Here is a 17306-nt window from a genome sequence, read left to right as displayed (position 1 = left end):
ATGTCGGCATTGCATCGCGATTCGCCCGCAAGCGGGCTCCTACAGGTGAATGCAGTCGCCTGGGTAAATGTGTCACCGCCACGACCGTAGGAGCGCCGACCTCGGCGCGAAGCGATAGTGGCTGCACCGGGATGTCGGCATTGCCTCGCGATTCGCCCGCAAGCGGGCTCCTACAGGTGATTGCACGCGCCTGGGTAAGTGCATTACCCAGGAGCGTCGACCTCGGCGCGAAGCGATAGTGGCTGCACGGCGATGTTGATGCTGCTTCGTCACTCGCCCGCAAGCTCAGCCAGGCATAAAAAAACCGGGCTCGAGGCCCGGTTTTTCGTACGGCTCGGCGTATCAGCCGCGGCCTTCGCGGTAGAGGTTCTCGAAGCAGAAGTTGGTCGCTTCGATGTAACCCTCTGCACCACCGCAGTCGAAACGGCGGCCCTTGAATTTGTAGGCCAGTACGCAGCCTTCCTGAGCCTGTTTCATCAGCGCGTCGGTGATCTGGATCTCACCGCCCTTGCCTGGCTGGGTGTCCTTGATCAGGTCGAAGATGTCCGGAGTGAGGATGTAGCGACCGATGATCGCCAGATTCGACGGCGCGTCTTCGGCCTTGGGTTTTTCGACCATGTGGCTGACACGGAAGATGTCGTCACGGATCATCTCGCCGGCGATCACGCCGTACTTGTGGATCTCTTCCATCGGTACTTCCTGTACCGCGACGATCGAGCAGCGGAACTGGTTGTACAGCTTGACCATCTGGGTCAGTACGCCATCGCCTTCGATGTTCAGGCACAGGTCGTCGGCCAGTACCACGGCGAACGGTTCGTCACCGATCAGCGGACGGCCACTGAGAATGGCGTGGCCCAGGCCCTTCATTTCCACCTGACGGGTGTAGGAGAAGGTGCAGTTGTCGATCAGGCGACGGATACCGACCAGGTATTTTTCCTTTTCGGTGTCGCGGATCTGATGCTCGAGCTCATAGCTGATGTCGAAATGGTCTTCCAAGGAGCGCTTGCCACGACCGGTCACCATGGCGATCTCGGTCAAGCCGGCGTTGAGGGCTTCCTCCACGCCGTACTGGATCAGCGGGGTGTTGACCACGGGCAGCATTTCCTTGGGCATGGCCTTGGTCGCCGGGAGAAAGCGGGTGCCATAACCGGCGGCTGGGAACAGGCATTTCTTGATCATGTGTTTTCCTTGAGTGGTCAATGTTGCACAAGTCGCTGAACCGCTGGCATCAGGAGGTCTGGCGCAGCCGTTCGTAGTAATAGGGCAGTCGCAGCAAAGCGTGGCGCGCTGCAGCGGCGCGCCGTTCGTTATTGTCTCCGGGGAAGGTGACGGTCTCGCTGGTCACCCCTTCATGCTCGGCGAGACGCGTGGCGCAGGCGAAGCACATGGCGCCGTCGATCACTTCCTGGCCGCTCTTGTCGTCGGCGGTCGGTGCGCCGGTAATGGCCAGGATGATGTCGGCACTGCTGACCTTCAGCACGCCGATGGCCATCTCACGGGCGACTTCCTCGCTGTTCATGCCGAAGGTCTCGATGGTCTCCAGCTTGACGCCGAGGCTGGCTTGCATCGCGCGCTTGGAATAGGCTACGAAACCGCTTTCTAGCACGCCGTCACAGCCCGGTACCGCCGCGACGGTAGCGGCCAGCAACCCGGCCGTGGCCGACTCGGCAGTGCTCAGCACCAGGTTGTACTTTTCCAGGAAATGGACCGCCTGCTCGATGTTTTGCATGCTGGCGAAATTCTCCGACCCAATCGTTACTGTGTGTCTATGGCAGTGCATGGGGCACACAAGTTCCGGACAATTAGCAGAGACCATTTATCGAGCAGCCTGAACTCTTTGCACCGCCTGTTTTTCCCACGCTAGACAGCAGGCCGAACCCAAGGGGCAATGAAGTGAATACTCTGCGCAAGCTGCAAGACACCCATGAACTGCATGACGTGAGCGATAGCTCGATCCGCACTGCATTCATCCAGGCATTGAGCGAGAAAGCGCGCCCTCTGTTCGAAGAAGCAGCCAGTTATGCCCGCAATCACGATCTCGACGTGGTGGTCGATCTGGTGCTGGAAAACGACAAGCCGCGCCTGATCCTGGCGGTCAGTCGCCCCGATGAAGGTCTGGTGAGCAGCTACAGCCTGGTCGCCAACCTTGCCGCGCAGCGCATGCTGCACGAGGAGTACTACGCCGACAGCGGCGATATCCATCGCCAGGAATCGCTGCTGGCGTCGGTCAACGAAAAGGTCATCGATACCCGTCTGGCCAACTTCTTCCGCAAGGGCTTCGCCCTGCCACTCGATTACATCAACGAGCGTCATCCCATCGGCTTCTGGTGATCGCAGCGTTTGCCTGATCCTGGGCAATGTTCCCCTGCATTCGCTGACCTACAGTAGATGTCTGTCAGCAATGCGGGAATCGCCATGCAAGTGGATGTCGTCATCGTCGGAGCCGGGCCGGCTGGTCTGTGCCTGGCCCGTTCCCTGTCCGGCCACGGACTTTCCATTCGGCTGATCGAACGCCAGCCCCTCGATGCCGTGGCGAATCCGCCGCCGGATGGCCGTGAAATCGCCCTCACCCGTGCCTCGCGACAGACGCTGGAGTCACTGAACATGTGGCGGCATCTGCAGGCCGACGAGATATCTCCACTTCGTGACGCCCAGGTGTTCAATGGCTCCTCGCCTTACGCACTGCGCATCCTCGCGGCCTCGGCTGGCGCGGAGCGTCTGGGCTGCCTGGTACCCAATCAGGCGATCCGCCGCTCGGCGTTCGCGGCGCTGAGCGACTGCCCAGACGTCGAATTGCTGAGCGGTTGCACGATCACGGAGCTGCAGTGCTCCAGGCACGCCGTGGCGCTGCGCCTGAGCGATGGCCAGCACTTCAATACACGTCTGCTGGTGGCAGCCGACAGTCGTTTTTCGGAGACCCGGCGACGCCTGGGAATCGGCGCGCGCATGGAGGACTTCGGCAAGAGCATGCTGGTCTGTCGCATGGCCCACGAGCGCAGCCACCAACAGGTGGCCTGGGAGTGGTTCGGTTACGGGCAGACGCTCGCCCTGCTCCCGCTTAACGGCAACTGTGCCTCAGCGGTGCTGACCCTGCCAGCGCAGGAAATGAACGAGATGCTGACGCTTGCGCCGGACGCTTTCGCCCGAAACATGGAGCGCCGTTTCGAGCGACGCCTCGGGCGCATGGCGCTGATCGGCGAACGCCATGTCTATCCTTTGGTGGGCGTCTATGCGCAGCGCTTCGCGGGGCTGCGCTGTGCATTGATCGGTGACGCCGCGGTGGGCATGCACCCGGTGACGGCCCATGGCTTCAACTTGGGTGTGCAGAGCCAGCAGCGGCTGGCGGGGGTGTTGCTCGATGCAGCGCGCGCGGGTCGCGACATCGGCGCCCCCACCGTTCTGCAGCGATACGCCAGTGCCCAGCAGCGCGCCAGCTGGCCGCTGTATCAGGCCACCAGCCTGCTGGTGCGGCTGTACACCGACGATCGAATGCCCACGCGCCTGCTGCGCAATGCCGGGCTACGCCTGGCGCAGAACATGCCGCCGTTCAAGGCGGCACTGGCCCGGCACCTGACGCAGGTCACGGGCTGATTCAGCTGTCGGCAGCGCGCTGCATGTTGACCCGCTGACGCCACTCCATGTAGGTCTTGAGGAACAGCGTGAACAGCGCCATGCAGGCCAGCAGGGCCGCAGCGGTGAAGGCCGCCACCGGCTTGTAGTCGTTGTTCAGCTGATCCACCAGCAGCGGCAAGGTCAGGGTCTGGTTGAGGATGGTGCCGGACACCACCGAGACCGCACCGAACTCGCCCACTGCCCGCGCATTGGTGACCACCACGCCGTAGAGCAGCGCCCATTTTATGTTGGGCAGCGTGATATGGCGGAAGATCTGCCAGCCATTGGCCCCCAGACACAGCGCCGAGGTTTCCTCGTCGTTGCCCTGGGACTGCATGACCGGAATCAGGATGCGCGCCACGTAAGGCGCGGTGACGAACACCGTGACCATGACGATACCGGGCCAGGCGAACATCAACTGCATGTCGTTATCGTAGAACCATTGGCCCAGGGCGGTTTCCAGCCCGTAGACCACCAGGTAGCAAAGACCGGCGACCACCGGCGACACGGCATAGGGAATGTCCACCAGGGTGGTCAGCAGCTTGCGGCCACGGAAATCGTAATGGGTCACGCACCAGGCCAGCAGGATGCCGAAGCACAGGTTCAGCGGCACGGTGAGCGCGGCAACCAGCAGGGTCAGGCCGATCGCGTGCTGCATGTAGTCCTGGGAGAGGTTGTCGACCAGCACGCTCCAGCCGCCACTGAGCGCCCGGGTGAAAATCAGCGCCAGGGGAACCAGCAGCATCAGCGCGACTGCACCGAGGCCGAGCATGATGAGTAACCATTGATGCCAATGCTGAGGCTTTTTCATCGGCTCTGCCTCTGCCATTTGAACAAGCGCCCCTGCACCACCTGCAAGGCGAAGAGCAGGAACAGCGAAGCCAGGAGGATTACCGAGGCGATCGCCGCCGCTGCTGGGTAATTGAATTCCTGCAGGCGCACGAAGATCATCAGTGACGAGACTTCGGTCTTGAACGGGATGTTGCCGGCGATCATGATCACCGCGCCGAACTCGCCCAGGCTGCGCACGAACGCCTGGGATGCACCGGTGATCAACGCCGGCGTCAGGCTCGGCAGCACCACGTAAGCGAAGCTCTGCCACTTGTTGGCACCCAGGGTGCTGGCCGCCTCCTCGTACTCGGTGCCCAGGCTCTGCAGCACCGGTTGCACGGTACGCACCACGAACGGCAGGCTGGTGAACACCATGGCGATCAGCAGGCCGGGATAGGCATAGGCGATCTTGATACCGGCGGCGTCGAAATACTGGCCGAGCCAGCCACCGGGCACCAGCAGGGTCGCCAGGGTCAGGCCGGCTACCGAGGTCGGCAGCGCGAACGGCAAGTCCACCAGCGCATCGACCAGGCGACGGCCAGGAAACTCGTAACGGGTGATGATCCAGGCGATCAGCAGGCCGATCAGTAGCACGATCACCGTCGAGTAGAAGGCGCCGCTGATGGTCACCTTGTAGCTCTGAACCACGCGCGGATCGCTGATCGCCTGCCAGTATTGCGCCCAGCTCATGTCGCTGACGTACAGCAACAGTGCGGACAGCGGAAACAGGATGACCAGCGACAGGTAGAAGACGCTGAAACCGAAGCTCAGGCCGAAGCCCGGCAGCAACGGATTCTGCAGGAAGAAAACGGGGGTCTTGCTCACTCGAAAGTCCTTCAATGCACAAACCGCCGGAAGGTGGCGGTTTGTGAAATACAGCTGATGCAGCTCAGCCTTCAGCGATCATCACGATCTCGAAAGCCGCAGGGCCGACGCGCAGCAGATCGTTGCGACAGCCAAATTACCGGCCTTGGGCCAGAAGCTGGTCAAGAATAGCATTGCCGTCGAAGTGCTTGGCCGTGATCTCGTCCCAGGTACCGAGGACTTCGGTCGGGTTGATCAGGCGCAGATCCTGGAACTGACCAGCCGTCGCAGCGGCCACTTCCTTGTCCTGTACGCGGTAGTGGTAGGTCGTCAGCAGCTTCTGGATGTCCTTGCTGTACTGGAAGTCCAGATAGGCCTTGGCGACATCCCGGGTGCCCTTCTCGTCGACCACCTTGTCCACCACGGCGACCGGGAATTCGGCCAGCACGCTGACCGGCGGCACGATCACCTCGAATTCACCGGATTTGAACTCTTCGCCCTTGGCGATATTCACCACTTCAGATTCGAAGCTCAGCAGCACGTCACCCTGCCCGTTCTGAGCGAAGGCCACGGTGGCACCCCGACCGCCGGTGGGGAAGTTCTCGACGTTGTGGAGGATCTTGCCGACGAATTCCTTGATCTTGGCTTCATCGCCCTTGAACGCTTCGTTCGCGTACAGCCAGGCGCCCAGGTAGCTGTAGCGGGCGTTGCCGGAGGTTTTCGGGTTGGGGAATACCAGTTTCACGTCCGAACGGGCCAGATCGTCCCAGTTCTTGATGTTTTTCGGGTTGCCCTTGCGCACCAGAAAAGCAGTGGTGCTGTAGTACGGCGAGCTATGGTTGGGGAACTGCTCGGCCCAATCCTTACGCACCAGGCCACGCTTGGCCAGGATGTCCACGTCGGTGACCTGGTTGAAGGTCACGGTGTCGACCTTCTTGCCCTGAATGATGTCCTGAGCCTGGCGCGAGGTGCCGGCGAACGACTGGTCGATTTTCAGATCCTTGCCGGTCTCGGCCTTCCAGTGGGCCTGGAACTTGGGATTGATCTCGGCGAACAGCTCACGGGCGACGTCATAGGAGGCATTGAGAATCGGCTTGTCCGCAGCCAGCGCGGCGGCGCTACCGAGCAGCGAGGTGGTGACGGCAGTCGCCAGCAGGAGTTTCTTGAGCATGATCCAGGGTTTCCTTACGAGATGGATACGGATGACGGCTTCAGTCTGCTTGATGGCCTTATTCCGTAAAAGAATCTATTTATCATAAACATATTCCACTACGCACTAGAAAGGCCACTTCCCTCCTCCATTCCTGTAACCAGCTTTTAGCAAGACAGCTAAATTCCCAAAAAGAATTACCACATGAAAATTGATTATTTATGGATCTAAAAAAGTCTGGGTAGAGTCGGCACATACGCCACAGCGCAAGAGAACCACCATGACCCATACCGCCACAGTGATCGATTTCACCAGCTACCGTAAACGCCGCCAGGCGCGGCTCATGGCTGAAGCGATGTGGGCCATGTACGCGAGTCGTTTCAGCTTTCCGGCCGCTCAGCTACAAATGGCGCACGTGGATCAAGCCTGCCGGAGCTGAGGGCCATGACCACGATCAGCCCCTTTCCCGCCAAACCTGAAGTCGTCGGCGCGCCCGACGACAATGAACCTGACGACCAGACCAGCCAGTTGGTCGCCCACAACCTTCAGCGCCTGCGCTGCAAACGCAACCTCTCCCTGGATGCCCTCGCCCGCCAGTGCGGCGTGAGTCGTGCCATGCTGGCGCAGATCGAATCAGGTCGCAGCACGCCGTCGATCAAGGTGCTGTGCAAGATCGCCAAGGGCCTCAAGGTGTCGGTGGCCGCCTTTCTCGAAAGCCGTGCATTCGAAGGCGTCGCGCTGTTGCCGGCGCGCACCAGCAGGCGTCTGGTGAGTGCCAGCGGCGCATTCGTCAGCAGGGCGTTGTTCCCGTTCGATATCGCTCGACAGTCGGAATTCTACGAGCTGCGCCTCGCTCCCCTGGCCGAGGAGCAAGCCGATGGGCATGCTCCCGGAACCCAGGAAAACCTGGTAGTGGCCCAAGGCGTGCTGGAAGTCTGCGTCAACGAGGAGCGCTACCTGTTGTCGACTGGCGACGCGATTCTCTTCTACGCCGACCAGCCACACCGCTACCGCAACCCGGCAGACAGCGAAGCGCTGTGCTATCTGGTGGTCAAGTATCCGGAACGGCTGGACTGAAAACGCAGAAGCCCGGCGCAAGGCCGGGCTTCTTTTTGTGGCCTGCCATCCCTGGCGGTCGCCCTACGGGCGGTCGCAAGCGACGTCAAAAATCGCTCCTGGCGATTTTTTGCCACTGTCTACTGCTGTCGAATCAGCAGGTGCAGCACATCATCGGCATGCCATTGCAGCTCATCATCATCGGCATACCGGAATCCATCATCTTCATCATCAGTTCGCAGCAGCGCTTGAACATCATCATGTCCATACCGGGCATCGGCATCATCTTGCACATCATCATGCCGTCGGCGCTCATGCTGCATTCCATGGCGCACTGCATGGACGGCATCGGCATGCCCATACCCATGGCAGGCATCATCATCATGTTCATCGGCATCTTGGCCATGGCGTCCTGCGACATGCACATCATCGACATGTTGCCGCAGTGCATCATCATCGGCATGGCGCAATCCATCATCATGGACATCATTTCGGCGCTGTTCTTGAACATCGCCTTGTCCATGCCAGCAGCCGGCATCATGGTGCAGTTCATGCAGTCGGCCTGCATGTCGCAGCTCATGGTCGCCATCATCATGGGCATGCCCATCATCATCGGCATGTTGGCATTCATCGGCATTTGCATTGCGTTCATCATGGTGAACTCCTTGATTGGCTGGAAGGGTCTTGAAGCTGTTTCGTTGGAGGCGATTCTAGGCCGCTCAGCACACCAGACAAGCTGTCAGCAGCGCAGCCAAAACGGGCGTGTTGACGGGGAAAATCGAGCGATTTGTGTCACCGTAACGTGCCCCAGCGTCGGAAACGACGCTTCAGCGATCAGCGTAGATGCCATGAAGTGGATATGGACGTTATGGATATATCTTTCAGTGCTTAGCAAATAACCGAAGTGAATAATCGTTCTAACCTGAGCGCAAAAAAATCGTCCTGAAGGCGACACCCTTGCCTATTGCCTGCCTCAGACCACCGTCTGAGAAACTTCACGAGCCCTGAATGCAGCAAGGCCCGCCTGGTTTCCAGGGCGGGCCTTGCTGACTTGCAGTTGCCGTCAGGAGCGAATCACTCCTTCCACTTGCCGCCTTCGACGATGATCGCCTGCGGGTCGGTACCTTCCGCCAGCTCCGGGCGCACGTACTGGTCATACAGAGCGAGCAGGAACTTCTCTTCTCCCAGCTTGGCCAGCTCGTCGTTCACCCAGTCGCGCAGTTCGATATTGCCCTTCTTCACTGCAGGTGCGATCGGAGCTTCATCACCCAGGGTTTCGGGCAGAACGCGATAGCCCGGATTCTGCTTGGCCCAGCTGAACAGCACCAGGTTGTCCTGGGCGTAGGCATCGCCGCGGCCGTTGGCCAGCGCCTGCAGCGACTCGGAGTTCTTCTCGAACTTGAGCAGCTTCCACTCAGGATGGTTCTTGGTCAGCCAGATATCGGCCGTGGTGCCGGTGGTCACGATGGTGGTCTTGTCGGCCAGATCATCGAGTTTCTGCACCTCACTGCCGTCGGCCACCAGAGCCTGAACGGCGACACGCAGGTTGGGATTGGTGAAGTCCACCGCTTGCGCACGCTCGGGAGTGACGGTCATGTTGGCGAGGATCAGATCGACCTTGTCGCTCTGCAGGAACGGGATGCGGCTGGCCGGCTCGACCACCACGAACTCGACTTTCTTCTCGTCACCGAGCAAGTCCTTGGCGAAGCGTTTGGCGATATCGGTATCGAAGCCGACGTGCTCGCCCTGCTCGTTGACGAAACCGAACGGCGGTTTGTCGCTGAAGACGCCGACGATCAGCTTGTCGCGGGCCTTGATCTTCTCCAGGTAGCTGTCGCTCGGTGCCGCTTCGGCAGCGGGTGGCGTCGGGGCGGCAGGCTCGGCAGCGGCCTGCTTGGGTTCATCGGACGGGCCGCAGCCAATCAGCAGGCTGGCGGCGAGTAACGGGAATGCTAGGGCAGATTTGAAGGTCATTGCGCTTTCCTTTTGGGCATGTTTTCCACGTAGGAGAACTTCTCCAGAAACTGCTGCGCGCGTGCGGTTTGCGGGTTGCTGAAAAAAGTTTCAGGGTCGTTCTGTTCGGCGATCACGCCGCCGTCCATGAACAGGATTCGGTCGGCCACCGCCCGGGCGAAGGCCATTTCATGGGTGACGATGAGCATGGTCATGCCGCCTTCGGCGAGGCCCAGGATGACTTCCAGCACTTCCTTGACCATCTCCGGGTCGAGGGCTGCGGTCACCTCGTCGAACAGCATCACCTGCGGGTTCATGCACAGCGCGCGGACGATGGCGATACGCTGCTGCTGCCCACCCGAGAGTTCGCGGGGATAGGCATTGCGCTTGTCAAGCAGGCCGACCCGCTCGAGCAGACGCTCGGCCTGCGCGAGGGCTTCGGCGAAGGGACGCTTCTGCACCTTGAGCGGGCCGAGCAGGATGTTCTCCAGCACCGTCTTGTTCGGGAACAGGTGGTAGCTCTGGAATACCATGCCGATTTCCTGGCGCACGGCACGCCAGTCGGTCTTGCCATTGAGCTCGCGGCCGGCGAAACGCAGGCTGCCGCCCTGCCCTTGCTCGAGGCCATTGAGGCAGCGCAGCAAGGTGCTTTTGCCGCAGCCGCTGGGGCCGAGAATCACCACCACCTCGCCGCGTTCGACGCGCAGGTCGACGGCACGCAGCACCGGTGTGGCGCCGAAGCTTTTACTGAATGAAGCGAGTTCGATCAACGCGGTCATGCATGACTCCAGCGCCGTTCAAGCACACGCGAAGCGGCCGACAGCGGATAACAGAGCACAAAGAAGAACAGGAACAGAAAGCCGTAGATCAGCACCGACTCGTAGGTGCGTTCGATGATCTGCTGGCCTACCTTGATCACATCCACCACACCGATCAGCACCGCCAGCGAACTGGTCTTGATCAGTCGCGTATAGACGTTGATGGTCGGCGGCGTGATGCGTTTCAGGGCCTGGGGCAGCAGCACCTCGCCGTACAGCTGCCAGGTATTCAGACCGATTGCCAGGCCCGCCTCGCGCTGACCACGTGGCAGAGATTGCAAGCCGCCGCGCACCACTTCGCCCACCTCGCTGGCGCCCCACAGCGACAGCACCAGCACCGCGCACCAGAAGCTCGGCACGCTGATACCGGCGAAGATCGGCAGGCCGAAGAAGAACAGGTACAGCCAGACCAGCACCGGGATCGCCCGGAACATTTCCAGATAGACCCGCAGCACACCGTCGACCCAGCCCGAACCCAGGCTGCGCAGCACGCCGTAAAGCACCCCACCAGCGGTACTGAAGGCAATGGCCGACGCCGAAATACTCAGGGTTTCCCAGGCACCGCGGGCCAGTTGTGGCGCCGACACCCAGAGCAGCTCAAGACCCGAACTGGCCATGTTGCAGCCTCCTTTCCAGTACACCCAGCAACAGCGACAGCGGCAGGAACAGCAGCACGCACAGGGCGGTCATCACCGCGAGCATCTCGTAGGTCTTGTAGTACAGAGCGATGTAGCTCTTGGTGGTGTAGAGAATCTCCGGCACTGCCACCGCCGATACCACGGTGGTTTCCTTGAGCAGGAAGATGAAATTGGCGAACAGCGCTGGCAGGCTCAGCAGACCGGCCTGGGGCAGGATCACGTGGCGCAGCAGTTGCCAGCGCGACAGGCCGATGGACAGCCCCGATTCGATCTGCGCCTTGGGCACCGCTTCCACCCCAGCGCGCAGCACCTCGGTCAGGTAGGCACCGCCGAGAAAGGTCATGGCGATGATCGCCGCCGCGAAACCGGACAGCCGAATGCCGATCACCGGCAAGGCGAAATAGATGAAGAACAGCTGGATCAGCAACGGCGTGTTGCGCGCCACCTCGACGTACAAGCCGACCAGGCGGCGCAGCAAAGGCACCCGCCAGACCAGGATCGCCGAGTTGAGCAGCGCTACCAGCAAGGAACAGGCGATGGCAATGGCACCGACCTGCAGGGTAACGCCAACGGCTTTCAAAAAGGCCGGCAGCGTCGATAAAACGAACGGCCAGTCGAAGCTCATGGCTGCGCACCGCCGTCATACAAGGGGGCCTGCACCTGCAGGCCGGTTACCACGAACGAACGCATCATCGACACCAACAATCGACTGCCGCGTTGTGCGCAGCAGTGCAGGGCTAATTGCGCGCGGGGATCACCCGCGCTAGCAGGCTTTGAAAAACTATCTGCGTTGCCATCGCTGACGTTTTTCAACGGCCCGCTAGTTTCTGGTCACCGCTATCAGCTACCCGGATTGGCGTAGGCTTCTTCGAAGAAGTAATCCTTCCAGGAAGCCGCCTTGTTCTTCAGCACGCCCAGTTCATGCAGCTTCTCGGCGTAGATGAAGGTGCGTTGCGGCGAGACGGTGAAGTCGTTCTCCGGGTCTTCGATGATCTTCTTGACGAACGCCAGCGGCAGCTTGGAGTTCTCGACCTTGATGTACGTCTCTGCCGCCGCGGCCTTGTCGGCCTTGATGATTTGCGATGCCTCGACCAGTGCGTCGTAGAAGGCCTTGTAGGTCTTCGGGTTCTCGTCGTGGAATTTCTCGGTGGCGTACAGCACGTTGAAGGTGGCTTGGCCGCCAAGGATGTCGTAGGAGCTGATCAGCTTGTGCACGTCCGGGTTCTCCAGCGCCTGGTACTGGAATGGCGGGCTGGAGAAATGCGCGGTGATTTCCGAGCCACCCTTGGTCAGCGCCACGGTGGCGTCCGGGTGCGGCAGGCTCACGGAAATCTTGTCGAAACGCTGGAAGTCGGCATTGCCGTACAGCTTGGCGGTTTCGATCTGCAAGGTGCGCGACTGGAAGCCGACACCAGCGGCGGGCACGGCGATGCGGTCCTTGTCGCTCAGATCATCCAGCGTCTTGACCTCGGCGCGGTTGCTCAGCAGGTAGTTGGGCAGCGAACCCAGCGAGGCGACGGCCTTGACGTTCTGCTTGCCGTGGGTGCGATCCCAGACGGTGAGCATCGGCGGCACGCCTGCCGATACCACGTCGATGGCACCGGCCAGCAGCGCCTCGTTCATTGCCGTGGCACCGGAAATGGTCCGCCATTCGACCTCGATCTCGTCCAGGCCCTGGGCCTTTGCGTGCTTCTCGATCAGTTGCTGGTCCTTGACCACGTGCAGCACCAGGTAGCCGATGCCGAATTGCTGGGCGATGCTGATCTTGCCTTCCGCGTGAGCGGCCAGCGGGGTTGCCAGGGCGCCGAGCAGCCCCAAAGCGGTGGCTAGGCGGCCGAGTTTGAAGGTGTTGGTCATCGTGTAGTTCTCGTTATGTGATTCAGTAAAATTACTTGTGCATCCTGGTCGTTCCGAATGCCCTGCAGTGGGCCGATCAGCGATCCGGTTCCGCATGTAGGGTGGGCTTCAGCCCACCAACGGTGCCTCCAACTGGTGGGCTAAAGCCCACCCTACGACCCGTGCTGCACAGGTAGATCGGTGACGTGCCCCTGCCTATCAGCATGTAGGGTGGGCTTCAGCCCACCAACAGTGCCTCCAACTGGTGCGCTGAAGTCCACCCTACGACTCATGCTGCACAGATAGGTCGGTGACGTGCCCCTGCGTATCAGCATGTAGGGTGGGCTTCAGCCCACCAACGGTGCCTTCAACTGGTGGGCTAAAGCCCACCCTACGACTCGTGCTGCACAGGTAGATAGGTGAAGTGCCCCTTGTAGGGTGGGCTTCAGCCCACCAACGGTGCTTCCAACTGGTGGGCTGAAGCCCACCCTACGACCCGTGCTGCACAGGTAGATAGGTGAAGTGCCCCTTGTAGGGTGGGCTTCAGCCCACCAACGGTGCTTCCAACTGGTGGGCTGAAGCCCACCCTACGACCCGTGCTGCACAGATAGGTCGGTGACGTGCCCCTGCGTATCAGCATGTAGGGTGGGCTTCAGCCCACCAACGGTGCCTCCAACTGGTGGGCTGAAGCCCGCCCTACGACTCGTGCTGCACAGGTAGGTCGGTGACGTGCCCCCTGCGTATCAGCGCTGCATCCCCCAGCGCTTGACGGTGACGCGTTCCAGGGTGGCGAACACCAGGTTCTCCACCAGCAGCCCGATCAGGATCACCGCGGCCAGACCTGCGAACACCTTGTCGGTGTACAGCTCGTTACGGTTCTGGAAGATGTACCAGCCCAGGCCGCCCTTGCCGCTGGACGCACCGAACACCAGCTCGGCGGCGATCAGCGTGCGCCAGGCGAAGGCCCAGCCGATCTTCAGGCCGGCAAGGATCGACGGCAGTGCAGCGGGCACCAGAATGAACAGCACGAAGCGCAGGCCCTTAAGGCCATAGTTGCGCCCGGCCATGCGCTGGGTTTCCGAAACGCCGAGAAAACCCGCGTAGGTATTGAGCGCCAGCGCCCACAGCACCGAGTGCACCAGCACGAAGATCAGGCTGTTCTCGCCCAGGCCGAACCACAGCAGCGACAGCGGCAGCAGCGCGATGGCAGGCAGCGGGTTGAACATCGAGGTCAGGGTGGAAAGCAGATCACGGCCCAGCTGTGTCGACACCGCCAGGGTGGTGAGCAGGAAGGCCATGCCGATGCCGATCAGGTAACCCTTGACCAGCACCGACAGGGAAATGGCGGTCTTCTCCACCAGCTCGCCAGTGCCCACGCCTTCGATGAAGGCGCGTGCGGTCTGCAGGAAGCTGGGCAGCAGCAGGTCATTGCCCTGGTAACGGGCCGCGAGCTCCCAGATCAGCGCCAGGCCAAGCAGGATCACCGACTTGCGCAGCCAGCCCTGTTGCCAGAGGCGCTGCCCCAGAGACAGCTCGCGCTCGACCTTGAGGCCAGGCAACGGTTGCAGGGGGATTTCGTATTCCTCACGCCGTGCGGGGGAAAGACTCATGGTTTCAATCTCCTCAGTAGGCGATGCGGATATCGTGGAAGCCCAGCTCGGCGCCTTGGCCGCTGTCGACCTCCTCGTCGAACAGCAGGCGGTGGATGCGTTGCGCGGTCTGTTGGAAGCCCACACCACCGAGGCTGTGCAGGTCGAACTGATGACTGTTGATCTCCGCCCTCACCCGCCCCGGATGGGGTGACAGCAGCAGAATGCGGTTACCGACGATCAGCGCCTCTTCGATGGAGTGGGTGACGAACAGCAACGTGAAGCGCACCTCCTCCCACAGTTCCAGCAACTCCTCCTGCATCTTGCGCCGCGTCAGGGCATCGAGGGCGGCGAAGGGCTCGTCCATCAGCAGGATCTTCGGCTGCATGGCCAGTGCCCGGGCGATGGCCACACGGGCTTTCATGCCGCCGGACAGGGTGTGCGGATAGGCATCGGCGAAGGCGGCCAGGCCGACCTTCTCCAGATAATGCAGGGCGCGCTCCTCGGCGTCCTTGCGACCCAGGGTGCGCGAGGCCAGCAGCGGGAACATCACGTTCTGCTTCACCGTCTTCCAGGGCGGCAGTTGATCGAACTCCTGGAACACCACGATGCGATCCGGGCCCGGTTCGCGTACCTGGGCGCCGTCGAGACGGATGCTGCCGCCCACTGGTTCGATGAACCCGGCGACCGCCTTGAGTAACGTGGATTTACCGCAGCCGGATGGGCCTAGCAGCACGAAACGATCGGCACGATCCACCTCGAAGCTGACTTCGTGGGTGGCGCGTACGACGCGCTGCGGGGTGCGGTACTCGAGGCTGACCTTCTCCACCTGCAGAACGGTGTCGAAGGCGCCTGGATTCAGCGTGCTGGCCGTGTGGCCTTGCAGAGGGGCATTCATGGTTTTCAGCTTCCCTGACCGATGGCGGCGTCTTCGAAGAAGTAGTCCTGCCAGGTGGCCGGTTTGTTTTTGATGGCGCCGACACGGTGCAGGAAGTCGGCCAGCGGATAGGTATTGGTGGGGGTGACGGTGAACTGGAACTGATCGTTGTCGATGATTTTCAGCAGATCCTCACGGCTGATCTTGGCGCCGGTAACGCGGATGTAGGTGTCCGCGGCCGCGCCCTTGTCCTTCTGGGCGAAATCGGCCGCTTCGGCCAATGCACCGACGAAGGCCTTGTAGGTCTTGGGGTTGTCGTTGCGGAATTTCTCGGTGGAATACAGCACCGTCGGCGAGTTCGGGCCGAGCAGTTCGTAGGTATCGAGCACCACGTGCACGTCCGGATTTTCCAGCGCCTGATTCTGGAACGGCGGATTGGAGAAATGCCCGGTCAGTTCGGTGCCCCCCGCCTTCAGGGACGCCGTGGCGTCCGGATGCGGCAGCGCCACGGTGTATTTATCCAGGCGGTTGAACTCCTTGTCGCCCCACTGCTTGGCGGCGGCGTACTGCAGGAAGCGCGATTGCACCGACACGCCCACCGCCGGAACGGCGATGCGATCCTTCTCGGTGAAATCGGCGATGGTCTTGACCTTGGGGTTGTTGCTCAGCAGGTAGTACGGGAAGTTGCCGAGCGAGGCCACGCCCTTGACGTTCTGGCGACCGTGAGTGCGGTCCCATACGGTCAGCAGCGGGCCGATACCGGCACCGGCGATATCGATGGCACCGGACAGCAGCGCATCGTTGACCGCCGAGCCGCCAGAGAGCTGCTGCCAGTCGACCTTGATATCCAGACCTTCGGCCTTGCCATGCTTCTCGATCAGTTGCTGATCACGCACCACGTTGAGCAACAGGTAAACGATGCCGAACTGCTCGGCGATGCGGATCTGCCCCTCGGCGTGAGCGACTTGCGGCGCCGCCAGGCTGCCTGCCAGCAAGCTCAGACTCAGGGCGATGCCACCGGCGAGGCGGCCAAAACGGGGAACAGAGGGAAAGCGCTTACCTGCCGACATGTCGAGGCTCCAGTCAAAGGTGCAGAAATAGGGTTACAACGGGGTGAGGCGTCTAAAAAGGAACATCACCCTGGATCGTGGTGCGGTGCATGCGCCGGCGCAGATGGCTCGGGCAGCCGGTCGCCAGATGGATCAGCGCGCGGTTGTCCCAGAACACCATGTCGTTCGGCTGCCACTGGTGGCGGTAGATGAATTCGGGCTTCGCGCTGTGGGCGTAGAGCTCGGTGAGGATCTGCCGGCTCTCGTCCTCGGGGACGTCGAGAATGTGGGTGGTGAAGTTCTCGTTGACGAACAGGCCCTTGCGCCCGGTTTCCGGGTGGGTACGCACCACCGGATGGATCACGGCCTTGACCTCGGCCAACTGCGCCTCGGTGAGTGTCGGGCGGCGGATGCCCTTGAACACTTCATCGGCATAGCGGGCGGTGTAGGAATGCGCCGCACGCTTGCCATCGATGGCCTGGCGCAGCTCGGATGGCAGTGTCTCGTAGGCCAGTTGCTGGCTGGCGAACAGCGTGTCGCCACCCTCTTCCGGCAGCTCCTGGGCGAGCAGCATGGAACCCAGGCTGGGGAATTCCTTGTAGGACAGATCCGAGTGCCAGAACTTGCCGGCATCGCCCAGACCGATCGGCTGACCGTTCTCGACGATGTTGGAAATGATGAAGACTTCCGGGTGGTTGGCCAGCAGGAACTGCTTGAGCACGTGGATCTGCAACACGCCGAAACGACGGCTGAAATCGATCTGCTGCTGAGGGGTAATGCGCTGGTCGCGGAACACCACGACGTTGTGGTCGAGGTGAGCCCGGTGAACGCGGGCGAAATCAGCGTCGTTCAACGGGCGGCTGAGGTCGAGACCGACGATCTCGGCACCGACTGCAGCGGAAAAGGGGCGTACTTCAAAATTCTGCGTTGGCTGGTGATTGGCAGAACTCAAGGACACGGCAGACATTCGCGCAACTCCACACGTAAGGGCGCCAGCAAGGCGCATCTCAGAAGCAGGTGTTCGGCACCTGTATTCAGTCGTGCGGCGCGCCGGTTAGCCAGCGGGTACGCATGGGCGAACTATATAGATATA

The 17306-nt window shown here is 61.4% G+C and carries 19 protein-coding genes; 4 read left to right on the top strand and 15 right to left on the bottom strand.

Features of this window, described 5'->3' with window-relative positions; all coding sequences use genetic code 11:
* Nucleotides 1-342 precede the first annotated feature (342 nt).
* Nucleotides 343-1179 carry a UTP--glucose-1-phosphate uridylyltransferase GalU gene (gene galU, locus QRN22_RS14550; RefSeq protein ID WP_042554636.1) on the bottom strand — a complete coding sequence of 279 codons (837 nt, stop codon included), beginning with the start codon at nucleotides 1177-1179 and terminating at the stop codon, nucleotides 343-345.
* A gap of 49 nt (nucleotides 1180-1228) precedes the next feature.
* The gene (locus QRN22_RS14545; protein ID WP_042554635.1) at nucleotides 1229-1729 is read right to left on the bottom strand and encodes a CinA family protein; all 501 of its coding nucleotides are present in this window, start codon (nucleotides 1727-1729) and stop codon (nucleotides 1229-1231) included.
* 164 nt (nucleotides 1730-1893) lie between these two features.
* Between QRN22_RS14545 and QRN22_RS14540 the strand changes: the two genes are divergently transcribed.
* Nucleotides 1894-2331 carry a hypothetical protein gene (locus tag QRN22_RS14540; RefSeq protein WP_052493816.1) on the top strand — a complete coding sequence of 146 codons (438 nt, stop codon included), beginning with the start codon at nucleotides 1894-1896 and terminating at the stop codon, nucleotides 2329-2331.
* A gap of 84 nt (nucleotides 2332-2415) precedes the next feature.
* Complete coding sequence (gene ubiM / locus QRN22_RS14535; protein WP_042554634.1) at nucleotides 2416-3591, top strand: 5-demethoxyubiquinol-8 5-hydroxylase UbiM; 1176 nt, start codon at nucleotides 2416-2418, stop codon at nucleotides 3589-3591.
* Between the two features lies 1 nt (nucleotide 3592).
* Here ubiM and cysW read toward each other — a convergent pair whose 3' ends face one another.
* The 3 genes from cysW to cysP form a co-directional block, all read right to left on the bottom strand.
* A complete protein-coding gene (cysW, locus tag QRN22_RS14530; protein WP_042554633.1) occupies nucleotides 3593-4423 on the bottom strand; it encodes a sulfate ABC transporter permease subunit CysW in 831 nt (276 codons plus the stop codon).
* Entirely contained in the window at nucleotides 4420-5268 is an 849-nt protein-coding gene (gene cysT / locus QRN22_RS14525; RefSeq protein WP_042554632.1) for a sulfate ABC transporter permease subunit CysT, read from the bottom strand. The genes cysW and cysT overlap by 4 nt, the downstream gene beginning before the upstream one ends.
* 136 nt (nucleotides 5269-5404) lie before the next feature.
* Entirely contained in the window at nucleotides 5405-6418 is a 1014-nt protein-coding gene (gene cysP, locus QRN22_RS14520; protein ID WP_042554631.1) for a thiosulfate ABC transporter substrate-binding protein CysP, read from the bottom strand.
* Nucleotides 6419-6677: 259 nt separating this feature from the next.
* On the opposite strand from cysP, the gene QRN22_RS14515 reads away from it, so the two are divergent.
* Both QRN22_RS14515 and QRN22_RS14510 read left to right on the top strand, forming a co-directional pair.
* Nucleotides 6678-6836, top strand: coding sequence for a hypothetical protein (locus QRN22_RS14515; RefSeq protein WP_179538123.1), 159 nt, complete (start codon nucleotides 6678-6680; stop codon nucleotides 6834-6836).
* Between the two features lie 5 nt (nucleotides 6837-6841).
* On the top strand, nucleotides 6842-7474 hold the full coding sequence (locus QRN22_RS14510) for a helix-turn-helix domain-containing protein (protein ID WP_042554630.1): 633 nt from the start codon (nucleotides 6842-6844) through the stop codon (nucleotides 7472-7474).
* A 133-nt stretch (nucleotides 7475-7607) separates the two neighbouring features.
* Here QRN22_RS14510 and QRN22_RS14505 read toward each other — a convergent pair whose 3' ends face one another.
* The 10 genes from QRN22_RS14505 to QRN22_RS14460 form a co-directional block, all read right to left on the bottom strand.
* A complete protein-coding gene (locus QRN22_RS14505; RefSeq protein WP_042554629.1) occupies nucleotides 7608-8108 on the bottom strand; it encodes a hypothetical protein in 501 nt (166 codons plus the stop codon).
* Nucleotides 8109-8527: 419 nt separating this feature from the next.
* On the bottom strand, nucleotides 8528-9427 hold the full coding sequence (locus QRN22_RS14500) for a transporter substrate-binding domain-containing protein (protein ID WP_042554628.1): 900 nt from the start codon (nucleotides 9425-9427) through the stop codon (nucleotides 8528-8530).
* Entirely contained in the window at nucleotides 9424-10185 is a 762-nt protein-coding gene (locus QRN22_RS14495) for an amino acid ABC transporter ATP-binding protein (RefSeq protein WP_042554627.1), read from the bottom strand. Before QRN22_RS14495 ends, QRN22_RS14500 begins: the two co-directional genes overlap by 4 nt.
* Entirely contained in the window at nucleotides 10182-10841 is a 660-nt protein-coding gene (locus QRN22_RS14490) for an amino acid ABC transporter permease (RefSeq protein WP_042554626.1), read from the bottom strand. Before QRN22_RS14490 ends, QRN22_RS14495 begins: the two co-directional genes overlap by 4 nt.
* Nucleotides 10822-11487 carry an amino acid ABC transporter permease gene (locus tag QRN22_RS14485; RefSeq protein WP_042554625.1) on the bottom strand — a complete coding sequence of 222 codons (666 nt, stop codon included), beginning with the start codon at nucleotides 11485-11487 and terminating at the stop codon, nucleotides 10822-10824. Before QRN22_RS14485 ends, QRN22_RS14490 begins: the two co-directional genes overlap by 20 nt.
* Nucleotides 11488-11702: 215 nt before the next feature.
* Entirely contained in the window at nucleotides 11703-12719 is a 1017-nt protein-coding gene (locus QRN22_RS14480; protein WP_042554624.1) for an ABC transporter substrate-binding protein, read from the bottom strand.
* A gap of 722 nt (nucleotides 12720-13441) precedes the next feature.
* Nucleotides 13442-14308, bottom strand: coding sequence for an ABC transporter permease (locus QRN22_RS14475; RefSeq protein WP_042554623.1), 867 nt, complete (start codon nucleotides 14306-14308; stop codon nucleotides 13442-13444).
* A gap of 13 nt (nucleotides 14309-14321) precedes the next feature.
* Nucleotides 14322-15185: an ABC transporter ATP-binding protein gene (locus tag QRN22_RS14470; protein WP_042554622.1), complete on the bottom strand. Its 864-nt coding sequence runs from the start codon at nucleotides 15183-15185 to the stop codon at nucleotides 14322-14324.
* A 5-nt stretch (nucleotides 15186-15190) separates the two neighbouring features.
* Nucleotides 15191-16234, bottom strand: coding sequence for an ABC transporter substrate-binding protein (locus QRN22_RS14465; RefSeq protein ID WP_042554621.1), 1044 nt, complete (start codon nucleotides 16232-16234; stop codon nucleotides 15191-15193).
* Between the two features lie 52 nt (nucleotides 16235-16286).
* The gene (locus QRN22_RS14460) at nucleotides 16287-17180 is read right to left on the bottom strand and encodes a TauD/TfdA dioxygenase family protein (protein ID WP_042554620.1); all 894 of its coding nucleotides are present in this window, start codon (nucleotides 17178-17180) and stop codon (nucleotides 16287-16289) included.
* Between the last annotated feature and the right edge of the window lie 126 nt (nucleotides 17181-17306).

Source organism: Pseudomonas sp. MEJ086 (assembly GCF_030209025.1).
Classification (GTDB): Bacteria; Pseudomonadota; Gammaproteobacteria; order Pseudomonadales; family Pseudomonadaceae; genus Aquipseudomonas; species Aquipseudomonas fulva_A.
This window is presented reverse-complemented; position numbering and strand designations above follow the sequence as displayed.

Bases quoted from the DNA above. Each gene is read 5' to 3' on its own strand.
- galU (WP_042554636.1), bottom strand. From the start codon at position 1,179: ATGATCAAGAAATGCCTGTTCCCAGCCGCCGGTTATGGCACCCGCTTT.
- QRN22_RS14545 (WP_042554635.1), bottom strand. From the start codon at position 1,729: ATGCAAAACATCGAGCAGGCGGTCCATTTCCTGGAAAAGTACAACCTG.
- ubiM (WP_042554634.1), top strand. From the start codon at position 2,416: ATGCAAGTGGATGTCGTCATCGTCGGAGCCGGGCCGGCTGGTCTGTGC.
- cysW (WP_042554633.1), bottom strand. From the start codon at position 4,423: ATGAAAAAGCCTCAGCATTGGCATCAATGGTTACTCATCATGCTCGGC.
- cysP (WP_042554631.1), bottom strand. From the start codon at position 6,418: ATGCTCAAGAAACTCCTGCTGGCGACTGCCGTCACCACCTCGCTGCTC.
- QRN22_RS14515 (WP_179538123.1), top strand. From the start codon at position 6,678: ATGACCCATACCGCCACAGTGATCGATTTCACCAGCTACCGTAAACGC.
- QRN22_RS14510 (WP_042554630.1), top strand. From the start codon at position 6,842: ATGACCACGATCAGCCCCTTTCCCGCCAAACCTGAAGTCGTCGGCGCG.
- QRN22_RS14505 (WP_042554629.1), bottom strand. From the start codon at position 8,108: ATGATGAACGCAATGCAAATGCCGATGAATGCCAACATGCCGATGATG.
- QRN22_RS14500 (WP_042554628.1), bottom strand. From the start codon at position 9,427: ATGACCTTCAAATCTGCCCTAGCATTCCCGTTACTCGCCGCCAGCCTG.
- QRN22_RS14495 (WP_042554627.1), bottom strand. From the start codon at position 10,185: ATGACCGCGTTGATCGAACTCGCTTCATTCAGTAAAAGCTTCGGCGCC.
- QRN22_RS14490 (WP_042554626.1), bottom strand. From the start codon at position 10,841: ATGGCCAGTTCGGGTCTTGAGCTGCTCTGGGTGTCGGCGCCACAACTG.
- QRN22_RS14485 (WP_042554625.1), bottom strand. From the start codon at position 11,487: ATGAGCTTCGACTGGCCGTTCGTTTTATCGACGCTGCCGGCCTTTTTG.
- QRN22_RS14480 (WP_042554624.1), bottom strand. From the start codon at position 12,719: ATGACCAACACCTTCAAACTCGGCCGCCTAGCCACCGCTTTGGGGCTG.
- QRN22_RS14475 (WP_042554623.1), bottom strand. From the start codon at position 14,308: ATGAGTCTTTCCCCCGCACGGCGTGAGGAATACGAAATCCCCCTGCAA.
- QRN22_RS14470 (WP_042554622.1), bottom strand. From the start codon at position 15,185: ATGAATGCCCCTCTGCAAGGCCACACGGCCAGCACGCTGAATCCAGGC.
- QRN22_RS14465 (WP_042554621.1), bottom strand. From the start codon at position 16,234: ATGTCGGCAGGTAAGCGCTTTCCCTCTGTTCCCCGTTTTGGCCGCCTC.
- QRN22_RS14460 (WP_042554620.1), bottom strand. From the start codon at position 17,180: ATGTCTGCCGTGTCCTTGAGTTCTGCCAATCACCAGCCAACGCAGAAT.